General features: G+C 59.4%; 19 protein-coding genes. 7 read left to right on the forward strand and 12 right to left on the reverse strand.

Annotated features, from left to right (window positions below; translation table 11 throughout):
- Positions 1–20 precede the first annotated feature (20 nt).
- Positions 21–701: an ABC transporter ATP-binding protein gene (locus A15D_RS13735; RefSeq protein ID WP_102792391.1), complete on the forward strand. Its 681-nt coding sequence runs from the start codon at positions 21–23 to the stop codon at positions 699–701.
- Positions 691–3,129 carry an ABC transporter permease gene (locus A15D_RS13740; RefSeq protein WP_102792392.1) on the forward strand — a complete coding sequence of 813 codons (2,439 nt, stop codon included), beginning with the start codon at positions 691–693 and terminating at the stop codon, positions 3,127–3,129. The genes A15D_RS13735 and A15D_RS13740 overlap by 11 nt, the downstream gene beginning before the upstream one ends.
- A gap of 16 nt (positions 3,130–3,145) precedes the next feature.
- Here A15D_RS13740 and A15D_RS13745 read toward each other — a convergent pair whose 3' ends face one another.
- A complete protein-coding gene (locus A15D_RS13745; protein ID WP_102792393.1) occupies positions 3,146–4,351 on the reverse strand; it encodes a multidrug effflux MFS transporter in 1,206 nt (401 codons plus the stop codon).
- Between the two features lie 321 nt (positions 4,352–4,672).
- Between A15D_RS13745 and A15D_RS13750 the strand changes: the two genes are divergently transcribed.
- On the forward strand, positions 4,673–6,580 hold the full coding sequence (locus A15D_RS13750; protein WP_102792394.1) for a sodium:proton antiporter: 1,908 nt from the start codon (positions 4,673–4,675) through the stop codon (positions 6,578–6,580).
- Here A15D_RS13750 and A15D_RS13755 read toward each other — a convergent pair.
- The 6 genes from A15D_RS13755 to A15D_RS13780 all read right to left on the reverse strand — a co-directional run bounded on the left by A15D_RS13755 (position 6,577) and on the right by A15D_RS13780 (position 13,679).
- A complete protein-coding gene (locus tag A15D_RS13755; RefSeq protein WP_102792395.1) occupies positions 6,577–7,014 on the reverse strand; it encodes a MerR family transcriptional regulator in 438 nt (145 codons plus the stop codon). The genes A15D_RS13750 and A15D_RS13755 overlap by 4 nt on opposite strands.
- 55 nt (positions 7,015–7,069) lie before the next feature.
- Positions 7,070–8,032, reverse strand: coding sequence for a hypothetical protein (locus tag A15D_RS13760; RefSeq protein WP_233192244.1), 963 nt, complete (start codon positions 8,030–8,032; stop codon positions 7,070–7,072).
- 40 nt (positions 8,033–8,072) lie between these two features.
- The gene (locus A15D_RS13765; protein ID WP_102792397.1) at positions 8,073–9,638 is read right to left on the reverse strand and encodes an FGGY-family carbohydrate kinase; all 1,566 of its coding nucleotides are present in this window, start codon (positions 9,636–9,638) and stop codon (positions 8,073–8,075) included.
- A gap of 2 nt (positions 9,639–9,640) precedes the next feature.
- Positions 9,641–11,152, reverse strand: a complete 1,512-nt coding sequence (locus tag A15D_RS13770) for a glycerol-3-phosphate dehydrogenase/oxidase (protein ID WP_233192245.1) — start codon at positions 11,150–11,152, stop codon at positions 9,641–9,643.
- On the reverse strand, positions 11,149–12,765 hold the full coding sequence (locus A15D_RS13775) for an FAD-binding oxidoreductase (protein WP_102792399.1): 1,617 nt from the start codon (positions 12,763–12,765) through the stop codon (positions 11,149–11,151). The genes A15D_RS13770 and A15D_RS13775 overlap by 4 nt, the downstream gene beginning before the upstream one ends.
- 92 nt (positions 12,766–12,857) lie before the next feature.
- Positions 12,858–13,679 (reverse strand): lysophospholipid acyltransferase family protein, encoded by an 822-nt coding sequence (locus A15D_RS13780; protein ID WP_102792400.1) that lies wholly within the window; start codon positions 13,677–13,679, stop codon positions 12,858–12,860.
- Between the two features lie 136 nt (positions 13,680–13,815).
- Here A15D_RS13780 and A15D_RS13785 point away from each other — a divergent pair, with 136 nt between their 5' ends.
- Positions 13,816–14,481 (forward strand): OmpA family protein, encoded by a 666-nt coding sequence (locus A15D_RS13785; protein WP_022986387.1) that lies wholly within the window; start codon positions 13,816–13,818, stop codon positions 14,479–14,481.
- A 177-nt stretch (positions 14,482–14,658) separates the two neighbouring features.
- The gene (gene ada, locus A15D_RS13790) at positions 14,659–15,750 is read left to right on the forward strand and encodes a bifunctional DNA-binding transcriptional regulator/O6-methylguanine-DNA methyltransferase Ada (protein WP_158245815.1); all 1,092 of its coding nucleotides are present in this window, start codon (positions 14,659–14,661) and stop codon (positions 15,748–15,750) included.
- A gap of 4 nt (positions 15,751–15,754) precedes the next feature.
- On the opposite strand, the gene A15D_RS13795 is transcribed toward ada, so the two are convergent.
- Positions 15,755–17,002: an MFS transporter gene (locus A15D_RS13795; protein ID WP_233192246.1), complete on the reverse strand. Its 1,248-nt coding sequence runs from the start codon at positions 17,000–17,002 to the stop codon at positions 15,755–15,757.
- On the opposite strand from A15D_RS13795, the gene A15D_RS13800 reads away from it, so the two are divergent.
- Positions 16,996–17,763 carry a patatin-like phospholipase family protein gene (locus tag A15D_RS13800; RefSeq protein WP_233192247.1) on the forward strand — a complete coding sequence of 256 codons (768 nt, stop codon included), beginning with the start codon at positions 16,996–16,998 and terminating at the stop codon, positions 17,761–17,763. The two genes, A15D_RS13795 and A15D_RS13800, sit on opposite strands and share 7 nt — an antisense overlap.
- Before the next feature lie 17 nt (positions 17,764–17,780).
- Here the strand turns inward: A15D_RS13800 and A15D_RS13805 are convergent, their stop codons facing one another.
- The 3 genes from A15D_RS13805 to A15D_RS13815 form a co-directional block, all read right to left on the reverse strand.
- On the reverse strand, positions 17,781–18,893 hold the full coding sequence (locus A15D_RS13805) for a ferritin-like domain-containing protein (protein ID WP_022986391.1): 1,113 nt from the start codon (positions 18,891–18,893) through the stop codon (positions 17,781–17,783).
- A gap of 148 nt (positions 18,894–19,041) precedes the next feature.
- On the reverse strand, positions 19,042–19,488 hold the full coding sequence (locus A15D_RS13810) for a PaaI family thioesterase (RefSeq protein WP_022986531.1): 447 nt from the start codon (positions 19,486–19,488) through the stop codon (positions 19,042–19,044).
- Positions 19,485–19,955 carry a PaaI family thioesterase gene (locus tag A15D_RS13815; RefSeq protein WP_233192248.1) on the reverse strand — a complete coding sequence of 157 codons (471 nt, stop codon included), beginning with the start codon at positions 19,953–19,955 and terminating at the stop codon, positions 19,485–19,487. Before A15D_RS13815 ends, A15D_RS13810 begins: the two co-directional genes overlap by 4 nt.
- 315 nt (positions 19,956–20,270) lie before the next feature.
- Between A15D_RS13815 and A15D_RS13820 the strand changes: the two genes are divergently transcribed.
- Positions 20,271–21,395: an alpha/beta fold hydrolase gene (locus tag A15D_RS13820; protein WP_102792403.1), complete on the forward strand. Its 1,125-nt coding sequence runs from the start codon at positions 20,271–20,273 to the stop codon at positions 21,393–21,395.
- Here A15D_RS13820 and A15D_RS13825 read toward each other — a convergent pair.
- Positions 21,392–22,042: a hypothetical protein gene (locus tag A15D_RS13825; RefSeq protein ID WP_233192249.1), complete on the reverse strand. Its 651-nt coding sequence runs from the start codon at positions 22,040–22,042 to the stop codon at positions 21,392–21,394. The two genes, A15D_RS13820 and A15D_RS13825, sit on opposite strands and share 4 nt — an antisense overlap.
- Positions 22,043–22,219 lie beyond the last annotated feature (177 nt).

Genomic DNA, 22,219 nt, shown 5'->3' on the forward strand with positions numbered 1-22,219 from the left:
GCCTGACCATGAGAGACAACATGAGCAATACAACTCCGGTTCTGAATGCCAAAAATGTAGGAAAACAGGTCTCCGGGCCGGACGGCGACCTGACACTGTTGCAGAATATCACGTTACAGGTAAATGCTGGCGACAGCCTGGCCATTACGGGCCCTTCCGGCTCCGGCAAGTCGACACTGTTGTCCTTGTTGGCCGGTCTGGATGTGCCCACATCCGGAGAAGTCCTGCTACAGGGCCAGGCATTCAGCAGCCTTAGCGAAGACCCCAGAGCCCGCCTGCGCGGCAAGCATTGCGGTTTTGTGTTTCAGCAGTTTCAGCTGGTGGCTGACCTGAATGCCATGGAAAACGTCATGCTGCCTCTGGAAATCCTGGGGCGAGACAACGCCCGGGACATCGCCAGTCACTGGCTCGAGCAGGTAGGGCTTGGCCAGCGTCACCACCATTTCCCGGCGCAACTGTCGGGCGGTGAACAACAGCGGGTCGCTCTGGCCCGCGCCTTTGCGGTCTCCCCCGCCATCCTGTTTGCCGATGAACCCACTGGCAGCCTGGATTTTGCCAACGGTGACCATGTTGCAGACCTGCTCTTCCGGTTGAATCAGGAACAACAAACCGCTCTGGTACTGGTGACTCACGACCCGGAACTGGCCAGCCGTTGTCAGCGCACCTGCACGCTTCAGGAGGGTCAGCTCAGTGGCGAGTAAGCAACGCACGTCCGGCGCCTTCCTCAAACCCTGGCGCTCGCCCGCCTTTCGTATTCAGGCCCTGGCCATGCTGGTGGCGGCACTGGCAATGACCACCATGCTGGCATTACGGGACACCGTAAACGATCGTTTCAGTCAGCGTACCGCAGTTGCCCTGGGCGGCGACCTGGTACTGGAAGGCACCCGCTTCCCGGAACCTGCCCAGCGTGAATTGCTCGACACCGTGCGCCATGCCGAAACAGTGAATTTCGCCAGCGTATTGATTCAGGACGATCAGTTCCTGCTGGCGAGCGTCCGGGCGGTAACTCACAACTATCCGCTCTATGGGGAGTTGCTGATCAGCGATGACCGCTTTTCTTCGCCTTACGCTGCGCAACAGGCTCCAGCCACCGGCCATATCTGGCTGGCGGGCCAGGCCCTTGACCGGCTTGGCCTGTCTGTCGGCGACAGCGTGACGCTGGGCAATCTGTCGCTCAATATCGAACGGGTGATTGTTCAGGAACCGGATCAGCAATCGGGCTTCTATAGCATGAATCCGCGTGCGCTGATTGCTGTCGACGATCTGGAGGCCAGCGGCGTACTCGGCCCGGGCAGCCGCTATAAACATCATGTGCTTATCGCCGCGCCGGCAGCAGAACACGAAAGCCTTACCGAGCGTCTTGAGCCGACTCTTCGGGTCGATCAGGAAATCGAAACCGCCAAGAATACCGAGCTTCGCCAGCGCGGCCCTATTCGACAAATGTTTCTCTGGTCACAGCTGGCCGTCATGCTGGTTATCCTGCTGTGCGCGGCCGCCATTTACCTCACTGCCAGTCATCGTGCCCGTCAGCAGCAGACACTCTGTGCGGTGATGAAGACGGCCGGGGCAACACAGCGTCAAATCGCCAGCCGATTACTCGGCGCGGATGCATTGGCGCTGTGCCTGCCTGCACTGGCGGGGGCGTTGCTTGCCACAGGTATCGGCCTCTGGATCAGTCAGACACTGGAAGCAGGCTCACACCTGCCCGCCGGTGCCCTGGTACAGGGCCTGATCGGTCCTGCCGTTCTGTGGCTGGGGTTTGCTGCGCCCACCTTATGGCAACAACTGCAGCGCTCACCGCTGTCTCTGCTGCGCGATGAAGCTGGGAGTACCGGCCAGGCCCTGCCCCTGATCATCGCCGTGCTCGCCCCGCTCCCGCTCGCCGCTCTGCTCACCGGCTCGCTGGCAAGTCTGTGGCCCTTGTTGTTGGTAACCCTGGTTGCGGCCATCGGCTTGCCCCTGCTGTTGTGGCCCTTGATTAGTGGTCTGGATCGAGTGATCAGCAAAGCGCCGTTAGCAGCTCGTCTCGCCTTCCGCCGTCTCAGCCGACGCAAGACCACCACCTTGCCATTACTGGCGGCACTGATTATTTCGCTGTCAGTACTGTCCATGTCACTACAGACCGGTAACCAGCTGCTGGGCCAGTGGCGAGCCACCTTGCCGGAGCAGGCGCCGAATTATTTCGTGATCAACCTGTTTGATAACGACATTGATGGTTTCAAAGGCTGGCTTGCACAGCACGAAAGCGCCGAACAACCGCTTTACCCTGTGGTGCGGGCACGATTGACCGGCTTGAACGGTGAACCGGTGCGTGAAGCCGTCACCAAAGAGCAAGACCGTGGCACCCAGGCACTCAACCGGGACCTGTCACTGACCGAGTCTGATAGCTTGCCCGACAGCAACACCCTGCTCGAAGGGCGTTTCGCCCAGCATGCCGGGGAAGTCACCGTGGAAAGCAAGCTGGCGGAGTCGCTGGGGCTAAAAGTGGGCGACGCCCTGACCTTTACCGGCGCGGCTGCGCCTTTCGACGCCACCATCACGGGTTTCAGGGAGGTGGACTGGGAAAGCTTTGCCCCGAATTTCTACTTCATTTTTGCTCCCGGCACGCTGGAAGCCCAGAGCCGGACCTGGATTACCAGTTTCTATCTGCCGGAATCGGAAGCCGGTGCGCTGGCAGAGCTGGTTAGCCGCTACCCGCAGATCAGTCTGCTGGATGTGAATGCGATCCTGACAACCCTGCAGGAAATCATACGTCAGGCCAGCACCGCGGCCTTCCTGGTGGGGGTGCTGTTGATGATTGCTGCCCTGTTGGTGCTGCTGGCTGCCTTGTTATCCAGTGCCGCACAAATTGGCAAAGACAATCAGCTGTTGATCATTCTCGGCGCCGGTCACAACCTGCTGCGCCGTACCACCGCCCTGCAGGCGCTCTATCTGGGTGGCGGTGCGGCGCTGCTGGCGAACCTGATCCACCTTGCGGCGCTTTGGCCTCTGGGGCAGCGGCTGTTCGATGGTGCGCTTCCGCTTTCCCCCTGGATGCTGATTCCCTGGCTCGCGCCGGCAATCCTGGCCACCCTGGCCTGGCGGTTACCGCCACTGAAACCCGCAGGCCATCAGGTAACCCGGCAATAGCCCCGAACCAGCGGGGTCAGCCCTTCGCGCTGGCCCCACCTTGCCTGGCAAGAAGCAGAAACAGGACCATTGCCAGAAGGCTGCTGCCTGCCATCAGTGCGGTCATGGGGATCGGAGTACCGTCATGCAGCGTGCCCAGTAATGCCCCGACAAACCCCGCCATCAGAAATTGCAGCGCCCCGTTGAGGCCGGTCGCCGCCCCGCTGTCTCGCTCAAAGAGCGACAGGAAGCTGGCAATGCCATTGGGCATCACCAGTGCCATCATGCCGCACACTATCATGATCAGTGGAATCGCCAGCCATAGGGTCAAGAGACCGCCAAGGGTGAGCAGTAACAGGCTCAAGGCCGCAACGGCCTGAATCAACAGCCCGGTTTTCATGATCGCCGCTGTCTCATACCGCCGCAGCAACAACACATTAAGCCGATTGAGCGACAGCATGGCGACCACATTGGCGCCAAACGCCAGTGGGAACTGTTTGGAGCTCAGCCCGAAATGTTCCATATAAAGGAAAGCGGCATCGGTGATGAAGGTGAACATGGCGGTAAACGACAAGGCATTGGCCAGGATAAACCCCATGGCAGGGCCGTTACGCATCACACGACCGTAGGCAAAAAACAGGCGACGAAGCAGACTTTCACGGTCTGCGGAAGCAGACTGACGACGGACTGTGGGCAACAGAAAGACCACCATCATGAATACCAGAACGCCATACCCCGCCAACATGATGAAGATGCTTTTCCAACCCAGGGTGTTGAGCAGCAGGGAGCCGATGGCAGGCGCCAGCAACGGTGCCAGCAACATCACCAGGCCGATGGTGGTCAGAACCTGCGCGGCCTGTCGCCCGGTAAAATGGTCACGCACCGAAGCGGCGGCAATTACCACTGTGGCGCCACCGCCCAGAGCTTCCACAAATCGCAGCAAATACAACTGTTCCACCGTAACAGACCACGGAATCATCAGGCTGGCGGCGATAAACAGTACCAGCCCCGTACAGGCAACAGGCTTACGGCCATACTGGTCAGAAAAGGGGCCACCAAGCCACTGCCCCAGAGCGACGCCAAGCACATAGACACTGACGGAGATCTCCACATCATGAATCGGGACATCAAAGTGGCCCGCCATGGTCAACAGCGCGGGCAAATACGTATCGATGGCAAGCGGGCCCAGTGCAACGAGGGTACCCAACATGATGGCCAGGCGGCCGGGGCTAATGGCGGACATGAAGATTCCGGAATTCGGGAGACAGGGTCAGGGAAACAGGATGGTAGCGCATGTCAGGCAGAGGATCACGCAAACATTGAACCATGTTCATATTTATTTTCAGGCGACGATTGTCAACAGGCTCATACCTTTAGCGACTCAAAAACGGGTTGCCAGCACGTCCCGGTACTGTGAGTATTAGCGCGTCTAGAGGGAGATCACTCTATGTTGGACGCATTGATGCGCCCCTTGTCTTTGGCAAGCCATCGTCATAACACCGCCCATCGTGACGGTCGTTATCGGCCACTGATCTCCCTACCCCCTTCCTGAGACAGGACTTGCATGGATCTTAGCGTTTCTTTCCAGTTGGCCATCATCACGGTGGTCGCCTTCGCCTGCCAGTGGCTCGCCTGGCGGATCAAATTGCCTGCCATTTTGCCCTTGCTGTTGACCGGTCTGGCCTTGGGCCCCGCTACCGGTGTCCTCAGCCCTCAAACCCTGTTTGGTGACCTGCTGCTGCCTGGTGTGTCGTTGGCGGTTTCCATCATTCTGTTTGAAGGCGCCATGACCCTCCGGTTTGACGAGATCCGGGGGCTGGAAAAGACGGTTCGGCGACTGGTTACCTGGGGTGCTCTGGTCACCTGGTCTGTGGTGACCGTATCGGCATGGTGGCTGTTGAAGTTGCCGCTTGGGCTTGCCTTGCTGTTTGGCGCGCTGGTGGTCGTTACCGGCCCTACCGTAATTGTGCCGCTACTGCGTAGTGTGCGCCCGGTCAGCAGTGTCTCACGACTGCTGCGCTGGGAAGGCATCGTGATCGATCCGATCGGTGCGATTCTGGCCGTACTGGCCTACGAGCTGGTGGTCGCCACCGGGCAGGACGGTGCCTTGCTACATACCCTGTGGCTGTTCTTCCAGACCATCGCTGTCGGGGCGGCCATTGGTGGCGCCGTGGCACTGGCTCTGGCCGAACTGCTGCGTCGACATCTGATCCCTGAATACCTGCGCAGTTTTCTGGTGCTGTCCTTCGTGGTTGGCGAATTCGTACTGGCCAACGGCTTGAGTGAAGAATCCGGGCTGGTTGCCGTGACCGCCACCGGTATCGTCCTCGCTAACCGCAAAGGGGTACGCACCGACGACATTCTCCACTTCAAGGAGAACCTGTCGGTGATGTTGATATCCGGGCTGTTTATCGTGCTGGCTGCCCGACTGCAGATGGAAGAGCTGAGCAGACTCGGCCTCACTGCACTCGCCGTGCTGGTCATCATCCAGTTGGTCGCTCGCCCGCTGTCTGTATTGATCTCCACCGTGGGCTCATCGCTGAACTGGCGTGAAAAATCGCTACTGGCATGGATTGCGCCACGCGGCATTGTAGCAGCGGCCATTTCGGCCCTGTTCGCAGAGCGACTGCAGCAAAACGGGGTTGCCGGTGCGGAAATGCTGGTGCCTCTGACCTTTATGGTCATTATCGGCACCGTTGCCCTGCAAAGCCTCACCGCCCGACCGCTGGCACGGCTGCTGAAAGTCGCCGAGCCAGCCCCCCGCGGCTTCCTCATTGTCGGTGCGAACCCAGTCGCGCGTGCGGTGGGTGCTGCCCTGCAAAAGAACAACTTCCCGGTGACGGTCACCGATTCCAGCTGGGAATCGATCCGGGCCGCGCGCATGGAAGGCCTGGGTACGTTCTATGGTAACCCGGTGTCCCAGCATGCAGACCAATACCTGGATCTGGTGGGCTGCGGCAAGCTGCTTGGCCTGAGCCCGCGCCGTGAGCTGAACACCATGTCGACCATGCGTTATCGGCTGGAATTCGGCGAGCAGAACATCTTCAGTTTGCCCACGCCAAAGTCCGAGAAAGAGGTGAAACACGAAGTGGCGCCTGAACATCGTGGTGCCACCCTGTTTGGCCCCGAGATGAGCTATGCGCGGCTGGCCAGCCTGTTGAGTCAGGGGGCCGAAATTCGCAAAACCCGAATTACTGAAGAGTTCGACTTCGACGCGTATTTGAGCACCAGTGGCCGTCAGGTCTGGCCGTTGTTTGCCATTGATTCCCGTGACCGTATCCACATCTTCACCGCAGAAGGCAAACCCGAGCCCCGAGCAGGCTGGCACATCCTGGGCCTGGTGAAAGAAGACGTGGCCAAAGAAGAAGCCAAGGCTGAAGCACGTGCGGAAGCGGCCGCAGAACGCATCTCTTCAGACAAGGACAAACCGAAGGACGCTGGAGACAGCAAGGAAAAGGGTTTACCGGGCTAAGCCGGTGAGCCCTCGGGTCGTGTGGCCTCGTCGTCGCTAAAGGCATCGATGAGTCCGCAGACCCTGCCATCATCCAGGTGACAATCCGGCGCGCCCTGCCACTGGGCCATGGCTGCACGCATCCTCCCGCTCAGAGCTTGCAGTTCCTGAATACGCTCTTCGACTTCCTGTAACCGGGTTTCGATCAAGCTACGGACATTCCCGCAAGGTGTCTCACCCTGTCGCGACGCCTGCGCCAGCGACTGGATATCGGTCAAGGTAAAGCCCAGAGAACGGGCCTTGATGGCAAAACTGAGTAAGCGCAGATCTTCACGGTCGTACTGCCGATAGCCATTGCCGGGGTCTCTCTGCGGCTGCAACAGCCCAATATCCGTGTAGTGGCGAACGGTTTCGGTGGTGGTATTGGCCTGTCTTGCCAGGTCGGACACCCGCATATCGCTGACTCCTTCTGTAATCACCGGCCACGTACCTGACCGACATGCTTCCCGGCTATTCCTCGCTCCAGTCACCCAATGCCTCGGGGACTGCTTCATCACGCCTCAGGAAGTACTGATGGATTGCAGCTGACAAGGTGGCTGCACCCAATGAGTCTGACAGGGAATCGAGAAATTTGTTTCCTGGCCCGTTGGAGACCGTGTCCCGGGACACGGTCTCCAGAAAACACTGTAGTGCCACATCGGCTAACGACATGTTGTCCTGATGACGTAGCCAGGTCGTCACCAGCATCGTATCGACCTGTGGACACATCTGCCTGGCCAGCGCCGCATCGCCAACCAGCCATGCCAGCCAGGGATCATCGCCAAGCACCTTCTGCAGCCCGGCAACGGTTTGTGGCAGAGAGGAAGCAGACACCACCATCAGCTGCCACAGTGCCGGTGGCATCGGCTCAATCTGATACTCCAGGGCGGTCTGCTCACAGGGCTGACCACTGCATTGCGCCAGCCACAGTGCCAGTGGTGCTGCCCTGCCGCCCGCTAATTGAGCGAGGGTGTCAGACTCCGGTGTCTTGCCGAGCGCCTCCAGAAACGCTTTCCCGTCATGACTACCCAGCCAGCGCCGCTCGGCGACCAGACCCGCCAGTGACAAGCCGGTCGTGTAATCGTGCAGATCTTCCAGCCGATACTCTCTGCCGGGAACACCAGTAATACGAATGAAGCCTACCCGGCCGTCGGCAAAATGCAGCCGCACCCGGGCGGCAAAACGTTGCCCGTTACTGTTGTAACCGGTGATGGCAAAACGTTGAAAATGGCTATCGGCAAACAACCGTTCGAGGTCCACGCCGGGCAGCGTTGTCAGGGGGTGATGGGCAATCACGGGAGCCAGCCCACCGTTGGCGAGGTCCGCCCGCAACGCCTTCAGGGTGATATCGCCAGCGTCTGACGCCTGAGTCGAGCTTGCCAGCAACACCGCCAGCAATAGCAAGCACCCACGTTTTACGTCAAGGAACATCATCGAAGTCCATCACACAACCGGTCTGGCACAGACTACCGATTCAGAAGCGCCGCGGGTACCCGGTTATCTGCCGAATCGAGCGGTACAACGGTGACAACCGATCGTAGAGACGCCGGTAGACCTGTCCATAGAGCGCATCGTAGGTACCCGCATACTCCGCCCGGGGCTCAAAGCGGTCACCGGTACGGGTCATGGCAGCCACCGCCGTGGCGTAGTCCGGGTGTAATTTCATGGCCACGGCGGCGTTGATCGCCGCCCCAAGGCCCGATGTTTCGGTGGTATGGGGACGCTCCGCCGGTAACCCGAAGATGTCTGCGGTGATCTGCATGATGGCATCACTCTGGGAGCCCCCTCCGGACACCTTGAGGGTGGTGACGGGGACCTTGTTGCGTTTTTCCAGGCGTTCCTTGCCTTCGCGCAGGGCGTAAGCAATGCCCTCAATGATGGCTCGATACAAATGCGCACGGGTATGCACATCACCGAACCCGATGATCGCCCCCTTCGCTTCCGGGCCAGGAATACGCACTCCAGGGTTCCAGAAAGGTTGGAGCATGAGCCCCATGGCGCCAGGGGGTGACTCGTCAAGAAAAGCGTCAAACAGCGTCTCCGGGGCAACACCGAGGGCATCGGCCTGTGCCACCTCGGGTTGGGCAAATTCGCGCTTGAACCAGTTCACCATCCAGTAGCCCCGCTGAACAATGATCTCGGAGTTGTAACGCCCGGGCACGGCGGCGCCGTAAGCCGGCACGAAAGGAATCGGCTCGACAAAGCGTGCATTACAGGTGTTAAACGTGGCCGTGGTGCCATAACTCAGGTTGCCCACCTCGGGGCTGAACGCGCCGGCCCCCAGGACTTCACAGGCCTTGTCGGCGCCACTGGCCACCACCGGCAGTCCTTTCGGTATGCCGGTATGGCGACTGGCTGCAGCGGTTACCTCACCCAGAATCTCACCCGGTGAGACCAGCTCGGGTAGCTGCTCACGTGTAACCCGCAGGGCCTTCCATTTGAAATCATGGGCGGCTGCCCACTGGTGGCGTTTGTAATCATAGGGAAGGTAACCCACCTGGGAGGCGGTACAGTCCTTCACTTCACCGGTAAGGCGGTAATTGAGGTATCCGGACAGCAACAGGAAATACTTGGTTTTGGCCCACATCTCGGGCTCATCCACCGCCAGCCAATTGCATTCGGCCTTGGAACGGAATTGCCTGAGCGTCTCCTTCTGCCCCAGCAGGTTCACCGGGGCCGCCATCCACCAGGGAAGATCCGGGTAATCGGCCGTGCGCCGCTGGTCCAGCCAGATCACCGCGGGGCGTAGCGGACGCCGTGTCCGATCCAGGCAAACCACCGACGCGCGCTGGGTGGTCAAAGAGACCGCAACAACCCGCGACTTGAGGTCCGGATGCGCGCCCCACAATGCCTGGCAGGCCTGCCCAAGTTCTTCCCAGAAATAATTGGCATCCTGCTCGGCCCAACCGGGTTGAGCCGACACGTAGGGCTCAATATGACGCTGGGATTTGGCGACCAGCTCCCCTTGCGCATCAAATAACATCGCCCTGGCACTTTGCGTGCCCTGATCGAGCGCCAGCAGCAAGGGGGTCTCGGTCATGCTCAGCCTGCCATCCGTTCCATGTCCGGGAGCCCGGGAACCCCATAAAAGCGTTCGTGCAGGCCCAGATAACGCTGAACTTCCTGCTCCCAGCGGTCGTCGTCCCAGCCGAGGCCTTGCTGGATCAATGCACGATAGCGATCAAGAACCGCCAAGCCCGCATTCGGCTTGATCAGCCCCAACCGCGTTCGTCTCAGCATCAGATCATCCAGATGCACGACAGACTCATTGTCGAGCAGCCACTCGATGAAACCCTGATCATCCTGACTGGCATGCAGGAAATGCTGTACCGCTTGCGGGGCATTGTCCAATGGTTGATACATGGGCTCGCGGGTTTTCTGGCCCGCTCGATGCGCGCGGGCGTCGATCAGCCCGGTTGCCAGCAAGGCATCCAGGGCGATCAGCCGGAATGTGGTCAATTTGCCACCACTGACGGTGACAATGCCATCGGACTCCCAAACAGCATGATCACGACGTTCCTTGGACGGATCGACACCTTTGCCCGAGGCAATGACCGGCCGTACGCCGGCAATGGTGGCGTAGACATCATCACGGCTCACTGTCACGTCCGGGAACTGGGTGTTGATGAGTTTGAGCAGATACTGGAGTTCCCGCTCGCTGGCACTGGCTTCGATGTCCATGTCTTCCGGGTGGTCCAGATCGGTGGTGCCCACGCAGGTGACCCCTTCCCAGGGGAAAACAAACACCGGGCGACCGTCGTCGGGGTGCATGACCGTCAGGCAATCGCTCACGGGAAGCCGGGCGGGATCAATAAACAAATGACTGCCGCGTAGAGGCCGCACACGGGACTCACTACCGGACAGTCGATCTGCCCAGGCTCCCGTCGCATTGATCACATGGCGTGCCTGCAAGGTGGCACTGCCACCATTGACCCGATCCGTCACGGAGACCTCGAAGCTCTCGGCCACGCGCTGCGTGCCTGTCACCCGGGTGTAGTTCTGGGCCAGCCCACCATGCCGTGCCGCTTCCAGCAAGGTCCGCATCACCAGACGGCAGTCATCCGTGAGGGCATCAGTGTAACTCATGGCCCCGGTGAGGCCGTCTGTGTTCAGGCCCGGAGCGCGCTTTTCCACTTCGGCCCGGTTGAGATAGCGGTGATCCCGAATACCGGCGAGGAAATCGTACAACCAGAGAATCGCTTTCATGGGCCAACGGCCAGGAAACACCCCTTTCCTTAGCGGAAAAAGATAGGTGGCACGTTCCACCAGACCGGGCAGTTCCTTGAGCAGACGCTCGCGCTCGAGCAACGAATGCCGGGTAAGCCGGACATCACCCTGGGCGATATAACGGAGCCCGCCATGAACCATTTTGGACGAACGGCTGGACGTTCCCCAGGCATAATCGGTCTGCTCCAGTAGCAGGACCTTGAGGCCACGCCGGGCAGCCTCCAGCAAAATACCCGCCCCGGTAATTCCGCCACCGATGACCAGCAAATCCCATTGCTGTTGTGCCAGTTGTTCCAACGGTTGCCGCTTGCCCAACATTGTCATCATCCCTGCTTGTCTGTGACGTCTGAATCCTGAATCAGGCAGCCCGGATTCAGTCTCTGCTGCGGATCAAAATGGCCGATAAGGCTGCGTATTGCGGCCATGCCTTCCTGCCCTTTTTCATGGATCAGCCAGGGCGCATGATCCCGGCCGACGCCATGCTGATGGCTGATGGTGCCGCCATTGGCAACGATGGCCTCGCTGGCAGCCTGTTTCATGGCTTGCCAGCGAGCCAGTGTTTCCGGGTAGCTGGCGGAACAGCGGAAGACATAGGTGGTATAGATACTCGAACCCTGCGGGTAGAGATGCGACAAATGGGTGAAGACGTGCACCTGCTCACCGTCACCGGCCTGCTCGCGAACCGCTTGCTCCATGGCTTTCATGGCCGGGGTCACCTGCTTCCAGTTTACCGCTGTCTCAAAGGTGTCGACCACGTAGCCATGCTCCCAGAGGCCGTGTCTCAGATACGGCGAACGGAACCGTGATTCTTCCCATTTTTTGCCGAGCAGCGTTCCGATCACTACACCCCCTGCGCCTCGGATGCGTTGCCTGGCTGCAGCCAGGGTATGGCGACTCTGGCGCCGCTCGCCAGTGACCCCAAAGGTGATCATGCACTTTTCATCGCCACAACCGCGCAGGCCCAGATAGCGATGCAATACAGATACCAGTTTTTCATGACCGGCAAGCATCAGGTGGCTTCGGGTCTCTTCCGGGTTGGACACACGCAGCATCGACAGGGGAAGCCTGGCCTGGGTCATCCCCCTGACAAGTTCCACCGCAGTGTCCCAATTCGGGGCAAAGGCAACGTGAAAGGATTCGGTTTCCGGCAGTGGGGTAACCCTGACCTTGACCTCGGTAATGATCCCCATACGCCCTTCAGAACCAAGGATAATCTCGCGGATATCGGGACCGGCCGACGAGGCCGGGATGGCAGGAATCTCCAGGGTGCCACGGGGTGTCTCCACCCTGCCCCCCGCGAACATTTGCTCAATACGGCCATAGCGCATGGATTGCTGGCCACTGGAACGACTGGCGACCCAGCCGCCAATGGTCGACAGCTCCCAGGACTGCGGGAAATGCCCCAATACATAGCCCTGCTCTCGCAGTTGCTGTTCTACCTGCGGACCCGGGGTTCCAGCCCCAAAGGTGGCAATCTGGCTCTCACGGTCCAGCTCAACAAGCCGGTTCATACGCGCCAGTGACAGGGTCAGCACCGGTTTACTGGAAGGCTGGGGATTGATATGTCCTGCCACGGAAGTCCCGCCACCGTAGGGGATCACCACGACATCGTGCTGCTCGGCCCAGCTGAGTAGCTTGCGGACTTCCCCACTGGTTTCGGGTTCTGCTACCCCGTCGGGAAAATGCCCAAACTCGCCCGAACGCATGGCAAGCCAATCGGGGAGGCTTTGACCGCGGGCATGGCGGACGCGAATTTCCGGGTCGGTGCTGACAAGGGGGTGAGCGGCAAGACGGCTAGCCGGAACCTGATCCAGCACGGACTGCAGTTCTGCGTCAGGCAGCGGCTCGGCCCTGCCAAGGCGCGCCTGCACAAAGCGCAGCCCAGAGGGCTTCAGTGGATAATTATTGGCGCTGTCGCCCCAGCCATTCCAGCGTCGCATGCAAATTCTCCAAGGTTTTTCGCATGTTATCGCTGTTCGGCTCCCCTTTCACTGGCGCTGCGGGACAGGGGCATGGACTATTTCGGACACACTTATTTGAGCAGCCATTTGCGTACACCCCGACGGCGGGCTCCGGCCCTTTGCTCCTCAAGATCGGCCAGCATGGACTCGATAGACGCAGACACTTTGTCGCGCAAGTCCCAGCACGCGTTCTTGTCCCCTTCCCTACCTGCATAGTCAGTAGTGGGGATCGGTTTGCCAATCTGAAACCAGAGGGGTTCAGGCTTGGGCAGCAAGGTGGGGCCTAGCCCCCGGCTCAATGGCATGAAGGTGTCGCCATCACGCAAAAGATTGTCCACGGGCTTGCGCTTGAGCAGCCATTTGCCCAACCGTGAGCGTTTGAAATCCTGGCTGTCATAGAGAATCTTGTACGTCATGTCGCAGCCCGCAGAGGCAAACGGGATGATGTCATAACCATGCTGGATGGCCATCCGCGCAAACCCGGTCCGCTGCTTCCATACCAACTTGTGGATCTCGTCCTTGCGCATGGCCACCTCACGAGCGCCACCAGGGAACACCAGTACATGCTGGCCCGATTCCATCAATTGAGTGCAATTTGCCGGGGTGCCTTCCACCGCGCCCCAACGGGTCAGCAGCTTGCCCCAACCCGGCACATCAAAATGCAGCCGGTCACCCAGTGCGCGAGGGAAAACACCAGTCTGACGATACAGCTCGAGCACAAAAAGAGGTGAATCGATCAGGCCATACAGCCCGTGGTTACCCACAAACAGCGCCGGTCGCTGGGCATCAACATTTTCTGCCCCATGCAAGACCGGGGAAAAGTACCACTTCTGAATGCGCAGAATGCGTTCCATCAAGGCAACGGGTGGCGGGGAAAATGACGAACTTTTCATCCAGGGTCCTGTCTTTGTCAGTACCGATTGGCAAACTTGAGACGCGGCACTTTACCAGCTTTTACACGGTCGCTATGGTTCATTCGGGACTAAAGCGTTAAAAAACCAATAAGTTATGCATTCCAAGGGAGTATCCATGAAACGTTTTGCGGGTTCGCTGATTCTTGCCGGTACCGTTGCTGTCACAGGCTGTAGCACCATTAACCCCTACACCGGCGAGAAGCAGACCTCCAAGGCCACTTCCGGGGCCGCAATCGGTGCGGTGGCCGGTGCCTTGATCGGTATTGCTACCTCTGACAGCGCCAAGGAGCGCAAGGAACGCGCACTGGCCGGTGCCGGCATTGGCGCCATCACTGGCGGCGGCGTCGGTTATTACATGGACGTGCAGGAAGCCAAGCTTCGCCAGAAACTGGAAGGGGCTGGGGTATCTGTGACTCGTGACGGCGAGAACATCATTCTCAATATGCCGGGCAACCTGACCTTCGCCACCGACAGCACCAATGTGAAATCCTCCTTCAGCCCTGTTCTGGATGCCGTGGCCGAGGTACTCAAGGAGTACAAGTCCACCATGATCCAGGTCGCGGGTCACACCGATAGCACAGGTGGCGACCGCTACAACCTGCTGCTCTCCCAGCAGCGAGCCCAGGCCGTGGCCAATTCTCTGGCGGGCTTCGGTGTCGAGCAGGTGCGCATGGATATTGTCGGCTTTGGCGAAACCCAGCCGATCGCCAGCAACAGCACCGCCAGCGGCCGTGAACAGAACCGCCGCGTAGAGCTGACCCTGCTGCCCTACACAGACTAGACCAACTCGATTCGCGGGCAGGCGCAGGCTTGCCCGCTTCTCTCTTGCATCATCCCCCTTCCTCACCAAGCCCTCCACTTATTCGACTTTGACGTGCCTTTGCGGATGTTTTTCGAGGTGACCCGCGGCAATATTGATACCCCATCAATGCAATGCGGTTACCGCGGAGAGCCTCAGATGCCCCCCAATCCTGCCAGCGTTGACGCTCCCGTGAGCGTGCTGGACAACCTGCGCTGGCAGCAGCTGGAAAGTCGCTTGCCTGGTGCAAGTTTCGTTTACGGCGTGACAACCACTGGCGTGGTGTGCAGCCCTGGCTGCCCTTCCCGCCTCCCGCGCCGTGAGAACGTGAGATTCTATGAAGACATCCGCGGAGCCCTTCAGGCGGGATTTCGCCCGTGCAAGCGCTGCCGCCCCCTGGACAAGGTGGGTACGGATCTGGGTGAGCTGTTGGCACGCGTCTGTCGCAATCTTGAGGGATATGTGGTGAGCGGTGCGGACGCCGCGATTGCTGACGTGGCCAGTGATGCCGACATGGCGGAAGCCACCTTGTTACGCCACTTTCGCAGCGTGACAGGACTGACCCCGACAGAGTACCTGGCTGCGATTCGACAATGCCGGCTTTACCCGGCGCTGGCGAAGCAAGGCTCCGTACTGCAGGCAGCAACTGAAGCCGGATACGGTTCTGCCAGCCATTTTTATCAGGACGCCCCACGCCTGACAGGCATGCCTCCCGCCAAACACCGCAAGGGCGGCAAGGGGGAACAGCTAACCTTCGCACTTGCCAGCACCGAGCTCGGCGAGCTGGCGGTGGCCGCGTCTTCACAGGGCGTGTGCTGGATTGCGCTGGGAGAGGATCCCGGGGTATTGCTCGATGAGTTTCAGGACCATTTTCGCCACGCCACCCTATTGCCACCGAATGACGCGTTCAACCAACAGATTGCGGCGGTCTGCCAGCTGGTTCAGCATCCGGAACAACCTGTGACACTGCCTCTGGATATCCGGGGCACCGTATTTCAACGTCAGGTATGGCAAGCCCTGCAGGCCATTCCTGTTGGCATGACCCTGGACTATCAACAACTGGCAGAGCGGATTGGCAGGCCCACCGCCGCGCGCGCGGTTGCCCGAGCCTGTGCCAGCAATGTGCTGGCCGTGGCGGTCCCCTGTCACCGGATCATCCGGCGAGATGGCGGGCTGTCGGGGTATCGGTGGGGCGTGGAGCGCAAAGCCTGGTTACTCGCCCGGGAGAAAGCGGCGTCAGAGGGAAACTGAAGCGCTAACCCGAGTTTTTCACCAGTCGCCAGGCCAGGTACGCCAGCGGCACAGTGAGACCCATCACCAGCAGATACGGCCAGCGATGATCCAGCGTATACAGCCCGGTGCCGACCAGGGGGCCAAGAATAAATCCTAACGCCGGGCACGCACTGGCCAGGCCCGCTACCCGACCCTGCTCTTCTGCACTGACCCGCAAACTGGCCAGCGCCATGATCGCCGGCATGCCAAAGCCAAGCCCAAGACCGATCAACAGCACCGCAAGGCTCATGATGGTTTGGGCATGTGCCAACCAGAGAATCACTGCCCCGGCGCCAATGGCGGGAATAGCCATAATGATCAGTACCGTGGGAGCGGCTTTTAGCCACTGCACCACAATCAGCTGCCCAAGCAATGAGGTGATGGCAGCCGCCATCATGGTCAGCCCAAGCGCCCTGGCTGCCCCCTCAGGTGACATGGCGAAATGATCCTGAAACAAAAAGCCCAGAGTCTGCTGGATCAGGGCGAAACTCATGAACAACATCACCCCGGTAAGCAACAAATCCCGGAGTCGCGGATCCGCGTAGGCACTCAGACCTTTACGAAGGGTTTGCCCTAACGAAAGCACACGCGCAGTGGGCACATGGGGGGATGGCGGCAAGAACAGCGCCATCAGGACAGCCATTAGCCCGGTGATGATCGCGACACCATACAAGGGGAAGACCAGCGCCACTGCCGCCAGAATGCCTCCGGAAACCGGACCGACGACAGTGCCCAGGTTGTTGGCCGCACCGATCCTGCCCATGCCCCGGGTACGTTGTTCCGGAGTGGTAATATCGGCGGTATAGGCCGCCGCCGCGGCGGGTGTCGCTGCCATGATGGCCGCCTGCAACATCCTGCTGATCACCAACCCGGCAACCAGAGCAGTACCACTGACCCAGCCATGCAGACCGGCGTCGAAGACAAGCGAAAACATCAGCGTGCCAAGGGAATACCCGGATAACCCGATCACCAACACACGTTTGCGCCCCAGCGATTCACTCAGCGTCCCCCATACCGGGCTGGCAAGGGCAAACACCAGTGAAGAACAGCTGATAATCAGGCCGACCTGCATTTCGGCCAGCCCAGTCGCACGCCCCAACGATGGCAGAAGCGTAAACACCAGCGTCTGCCCCAGCGCCGTGACCGCCACTGCGGCCAGCAGCATGCTATGCTGCAGCGCTCTGCCCTTTTGCTCTACCGGAACTGCCGGAGAATCGGAATCCTGTGACATACCCTTCTCAAACATTGGCTGACTGGCTGGCAGCCAAACCGTTCACGCTGGCCATGTCGTCAGGTTTTTTTGGTTTCTTCGCCCATTTCGGGGTGGTAAAGGCCCTGCAAGAGCATGGGCTGACGCCGGCACGATTGTGTGGCTCCAGTGCGGGTGCCCTGGTCGCATGTAGTGTTGCCAGTGGCAGCTGCATGACAACGCTGGAGCAGCGTCTGCTCCGTCTGGACAAAGGGGATTTCTGGGATCCTTCGCCAGGCCTCGGATTGCTCCGGGGGCAGGCTTTCCGTTCACTGCTGGCTGATATCCTGCCCATTCGCCTTCTTGACGAAAGCCCACGGCCCGTTGCCCTGTCTGTCTGGCATGGCCGCAGCCAGCGAACCCGGGTGCTGCGTGATGGCGATGCCGTTGAGGCCGTATACGCCTCCTGTGCCGTGCCGCTGCTGTTTCAGCCTGCCAGTATTAACGGTGAACGCTACTGGGATGGCGGCATTGCTGACCGCCACGGATTAGCCGCGACCTGGCCCGGAGAGCGGGTACTCTACCACCATCTGCAATCCCGTTCGCCCTGGCGTCGGGCCAACAGTGCAGCGTTATTGCCACCGATCAGACCCAATCTGATGACGCTGGCCATTGACGGACTGTTGCGGGCAGGCCCGAATCGACTCAACAACGGGCGTGTTGCCCTGGAGCAAGCCTATTCGGCAACACAGCAGGCCCTGTCCGCCCCGCTGTCGGGGCGGCAGGTCACCATACAGGCATAAGACACCGGGAACAGGCCCTAGCCGGCCTCGTCGTACAGGGGTTTAGACAGCTCTGCCCAGTCAACTTCACCATCATCCACCAGGTTTTCGTACTGAAGGATACCCAGCTCCTCGAACCGTGGCCGAACAGACTCGGTGAGTAACCCGATGCGTTTCAGGTTAGGCATGATGCGGGTAAACAGCAGATTGCGGAACTGGGCCATGATGGTCGATGACAGCACCTGCTCTCTGGCCGCCTCCACATCCCAGCCGAAGTGCTCGAACACTTCGGTGCTGATGAGCCGCTCTCGCATGACGACGCAAGCTTCAAAAGCGAAGTGTGCCCGCTCTTCTTTTTCTTCATGAGAAAGTGTCTGAACAAAATCCTCCAAGTAGTTGACTCCAAAGGTAACATGGCGCGCTTCATCACGGATCACCAAGTGCACAAGCTGCTTGAGCAATGGGTCCTTCGCCGTCATTTTCAGGGTGTTAAACGCAGCCAGTGCCAGCCCTTCGATGATGATTTGCATGCCGATGAATTTCAGGTCCCAGCGGGGGTCGGACAAAATTTTGTCCAGTAACGCCTTCAGGTTTGGGTTCACCGGGTAGAGGATGCCGATCTTTTCCTGAAGGTAACGCGTAAAGGCCTCCACATGCCGTGCCTCATCAAAGGTCTGGCTGGCAGCATAGAGCTTGGCATCATAGGTGGGTGCGCAGCTTGCCAACTGCGAGGCGACCAGCAAGGCGCCCTGCTCACCATGCATGAACTGGGCGAGCATCCAGGCAAGGTTGTGCCAGCCAAAACGCAGTTTTTCCTCGTCGCTTAGTGCTTCAAACACCGGCCAGCCGTTGAACGGATTAAAAGACTGGTCCATGGGGATTTCAGAACGGGGGAAATCCTGGCTCCAGTCCAGGTCCATATCCGCATTCCAGTTCAGTTCCTTGCCGAGCCGGTAGAGCTTGCGGATCCGGCCATCCGCAGAGGAATAGTCCCAGTTGTAGTGACCCGTCAGTGGGGTCTGGAAGATTTCGACAATGTCATCCACGTGCTCAGCGGACAGTTTGTCTTCGATGTCGTCAGCCCCGGGGCCATCCCAGTTCTGGTAAATGCTGACCTGTGTCGGAGGAGCGGAGACTCTGGTTATTTTCATTGGGCACCTTCTTCCGTGGTTGCGTAGCGTTCTTCAACGCTAGGCCGATCCTGAAAGGTGAACAATGTCGCGGGATGACAATTACAGGCGCCGCTGGCGGGAAATCACAATTATCCCGAGCCACCGCAGCGGCTCGGGGAGACGCGGTTCAGGCGTCTTCGGACAACAGGAAATGAGCGCGGGCAATGGTAATCGGCTCCTGGCGGTTCTTTTGCCAGGCACTGATATGGACATTGGCGATACGCCGCCCCTGCCGGGTGATGCGGCACTCCGCGTAAGTATCACGAAAATGCCCGGCGCGCAGGTAATCGATGGTGAAATCGATAGTTTTGGGAACCCGGGGCTCCCCCATTTGCAGCAGAATGAAGATGATCGCGGCCTGCTCCATAAAGCCGGCCACCGCACCGCCATGCAAGGCTGGCAGTGTCGGGTTGCCAATCACGTTGTCATTCTTGGGCAGCACAAAGGTCAGTTCATCGCCCTGCGCGACCACCTGGATCCCCAGAAAACGGGCGTAAGGAACCCGGTCAACCAGCTCCTGGTAATCGGTGGCACCGCTACGACATTCATCAATCAGAGTCTTGAGTGCTTTCATTGGCCTACCACCTGCCCGGCTTTGTCAATTTTTAAACGTGTGTACGTGGCCAGCCCGGTAGCGATCGGGGCGTCTTCGTTGCCCTCCTCCCAGCTGGTAATGCGAACAAAGGCAACGTGGGGGGTCAACCGGTAGCAGGACGCTTCACAAACCACTGCCGCCCCCTTCGCCGGGCCGCGCAGGTGGTCGACACGAAAATCAATCGTCGGCGTGATCTCAAAGACAGGAAAGGTTCTACAGGTGACCGACATACCGCCTGCGTGATCCATCATGGCGAAGATCGCCCCGCCATGCATAACACCGGTTTCCGGATTTCCGACCAGATCTTCGCGCCATGGAAGGCGGGTGCGTACCGCGGTTTCCTCTGCACTGACTACTTCCATGCCGAGCACCACCGAGTGGCGCACGGATTCGAGAAATCGATTGCAGACATCAAGACGGGTAAACGGGGGAGACGAGTCTGTCACGGCGGCCAATGCCTCCTGTTGGCAAAAAACAGATGATGGCGCCAGCTCAGAAGGTGCTGGCGGGCTTGTTGGAAACGATTATAACAGCCTCACGCGATCAACTCGCATCTGTTACGTTTCTGTCGGGATTTTCCGCCGGCCTTTACCCTGATGATTCAGACGGCAGGTTGTGGAGCAACGGCGCGCACGCCAGAATGTTCGGAGCCACGTCAGACGGGGTTTCATCCCGCTTTCACTCTAAGCGCGGTGAACTGACAACGCGGATTCCAGAACTTGTTGCTGCCCCTCATCCTGTGTCAGCGCGGAGATTGATTCTTGGCAACCTCTTCCCGATTCAGAACCAGCTTGCGAGCCGTAGGCCATATTGTTGAACGGCGCCGCCATCCCGACCGGTTTATCAATGTGGACAAAACCCCTTGGGATGAAATCTACCGCGACGGCATCATGGCAGTGCGGCACTACAGCCTCCCGCCAGGCAGCACCATCGAGCTCAATGACGACACCCTCGCGGTGCAGCGTGAACGCCACCGGATCCCCCTGATACTGGTCCCCGCCCTTGGCATCCATTGCTGGACCTACGATTTGATGCCCAACCGCTCGATGGTCAAATACCTGATGGCACGGGGTTATGACGTCTATCTGGTGGACTGGGGCAAACCTTCCCAGGCCGAGCACGGCCTGGACCTTGATACCTATGTGAATCGCTGGCTGCCCGCCGCTGTCGATGCGGTTTGTGAGCATGCAGAGGTCGAGTCAGTCAATCTCATGGGCTATTGCATGGGGGGGCTTCTGTGCCTGATGTATCTGGGGGGCCATGAGGACTCACCGGTCCAGAACCTCATTACCATTGCCAGCCCGGTCAACTTCCACAAGAGCGGGCCATTCGGCAAAGCCATTTCGCTGGCCGCAATCCCGTCAATGAAAGCCCACGACTGGTTCAAGCTTCGCCTGAAACCGCTGGATGACAAGCTATTTCACATCCCCGCAGGACTCCTGGCCTTTGGCTTCAAAATGACCAACCCGCCGGGTGTAGTGCAAGCGTATATGGATCTGATCCGCAATCTGGGTGACCGCGAATACGTGACCGAGTACATGACCATGGGCCAATGGTTCAATGACATGGTCGACTACCCTGGGGCAGTTGTCCGTGAGGTGATTGAAAAGATGATCCTCGCTAACAGCCTGGCCCGGGGGCGCATCCGCATTGGTGGACGCAGCGTGGATTTCAGCACCATCAAACAGGATCTGCTGGCCTTTGCCGGCACCACAGACAACATCGTCAGCCTGCGCGCTGCGCGGGAGGTCATGAATCTGGTGGGCAGTCGGGACAAGCGCTTTGAGGAAGTGCCGGGTGGGCATGCCGGGGTCTTTTCAGGCTCCAAAGCCCCGGATCATGCCTGGCGGATCAGTGCAGACTGGCTGGCAACCCGCTCCGATTAACCCTTGCTGCCGTCAACCAGTGCTTCGATACGCTCCGCTACCTGATTGGCATAACGGTAAAAGAGATAGGGAACCTTATTCGAGGCCTCATCGTTCATTTTCGGGATGGTGCTGCGAATAAAGGCCCAGCGTTGATTCACAAACGCCAACACCTCTGCGGCTTCTGCGTCACCGGCATAGGCCTTATCAAGGGCTTTCAGGCGATCATCAATCCCTTTGGACTCCATGGCAAAATCCAGCGGCTCCAGCCCGGTCCCTGTGGGTAGCCCTGCCGAGGGAAAGGCCGCCAATGCCAGGTATTCGCTAGCTAGTCGCTGCATGGCAACGGATAGCTCTGCAATGTCCAGATAAGGACCTGCCTGTTCATCGCGAACCGATTCTGCCAGTTTGACCACGTCAAGCGTGGTCGTATTCATCTCGCTCATGGCCCCATAATCCGCATACCCCAACGAGGCCAGAGGATTATCCAGTGCCCGTTCCGAGAGCGTATTCCAGGCGGCACCCAGTGCCTGAATATTCTCTTCATTGGCAGGTTCGGCCTCCGCTGCCATGCCATCAAGACGCTGATCAGCTTCTGCAAGCAGAATGCGTAGTGCCTCTCTGTCATCCGGGTTGTCACCGCGAATGGAAAGCAAATGGAACCCCATTCGAGCTCTCCAGGCATCCGCTTCCAAGGTTGCAAGCTCTCCTGCACTGACTGCAGCTTCCGTAAGCCCCGCCCCGGCCATAAACACGGCCATTGCTGTCATCCGTAACGTCGTTTTCACTTGTCCCTCACTTTGTCAGGGAGCCTCAGAATAACTCCTTGCGTGCTCAGCGTGACC

Origin of the sequence: Alcanivorax sp. MD8A, assembly GCF_002888555.1 — a bacterium.
GTDB lineage: Bacteria > Pseudomonadota > Gammaproteobacteria > Pseudomonadales > Alcanivoracaceae > Alcanivorax.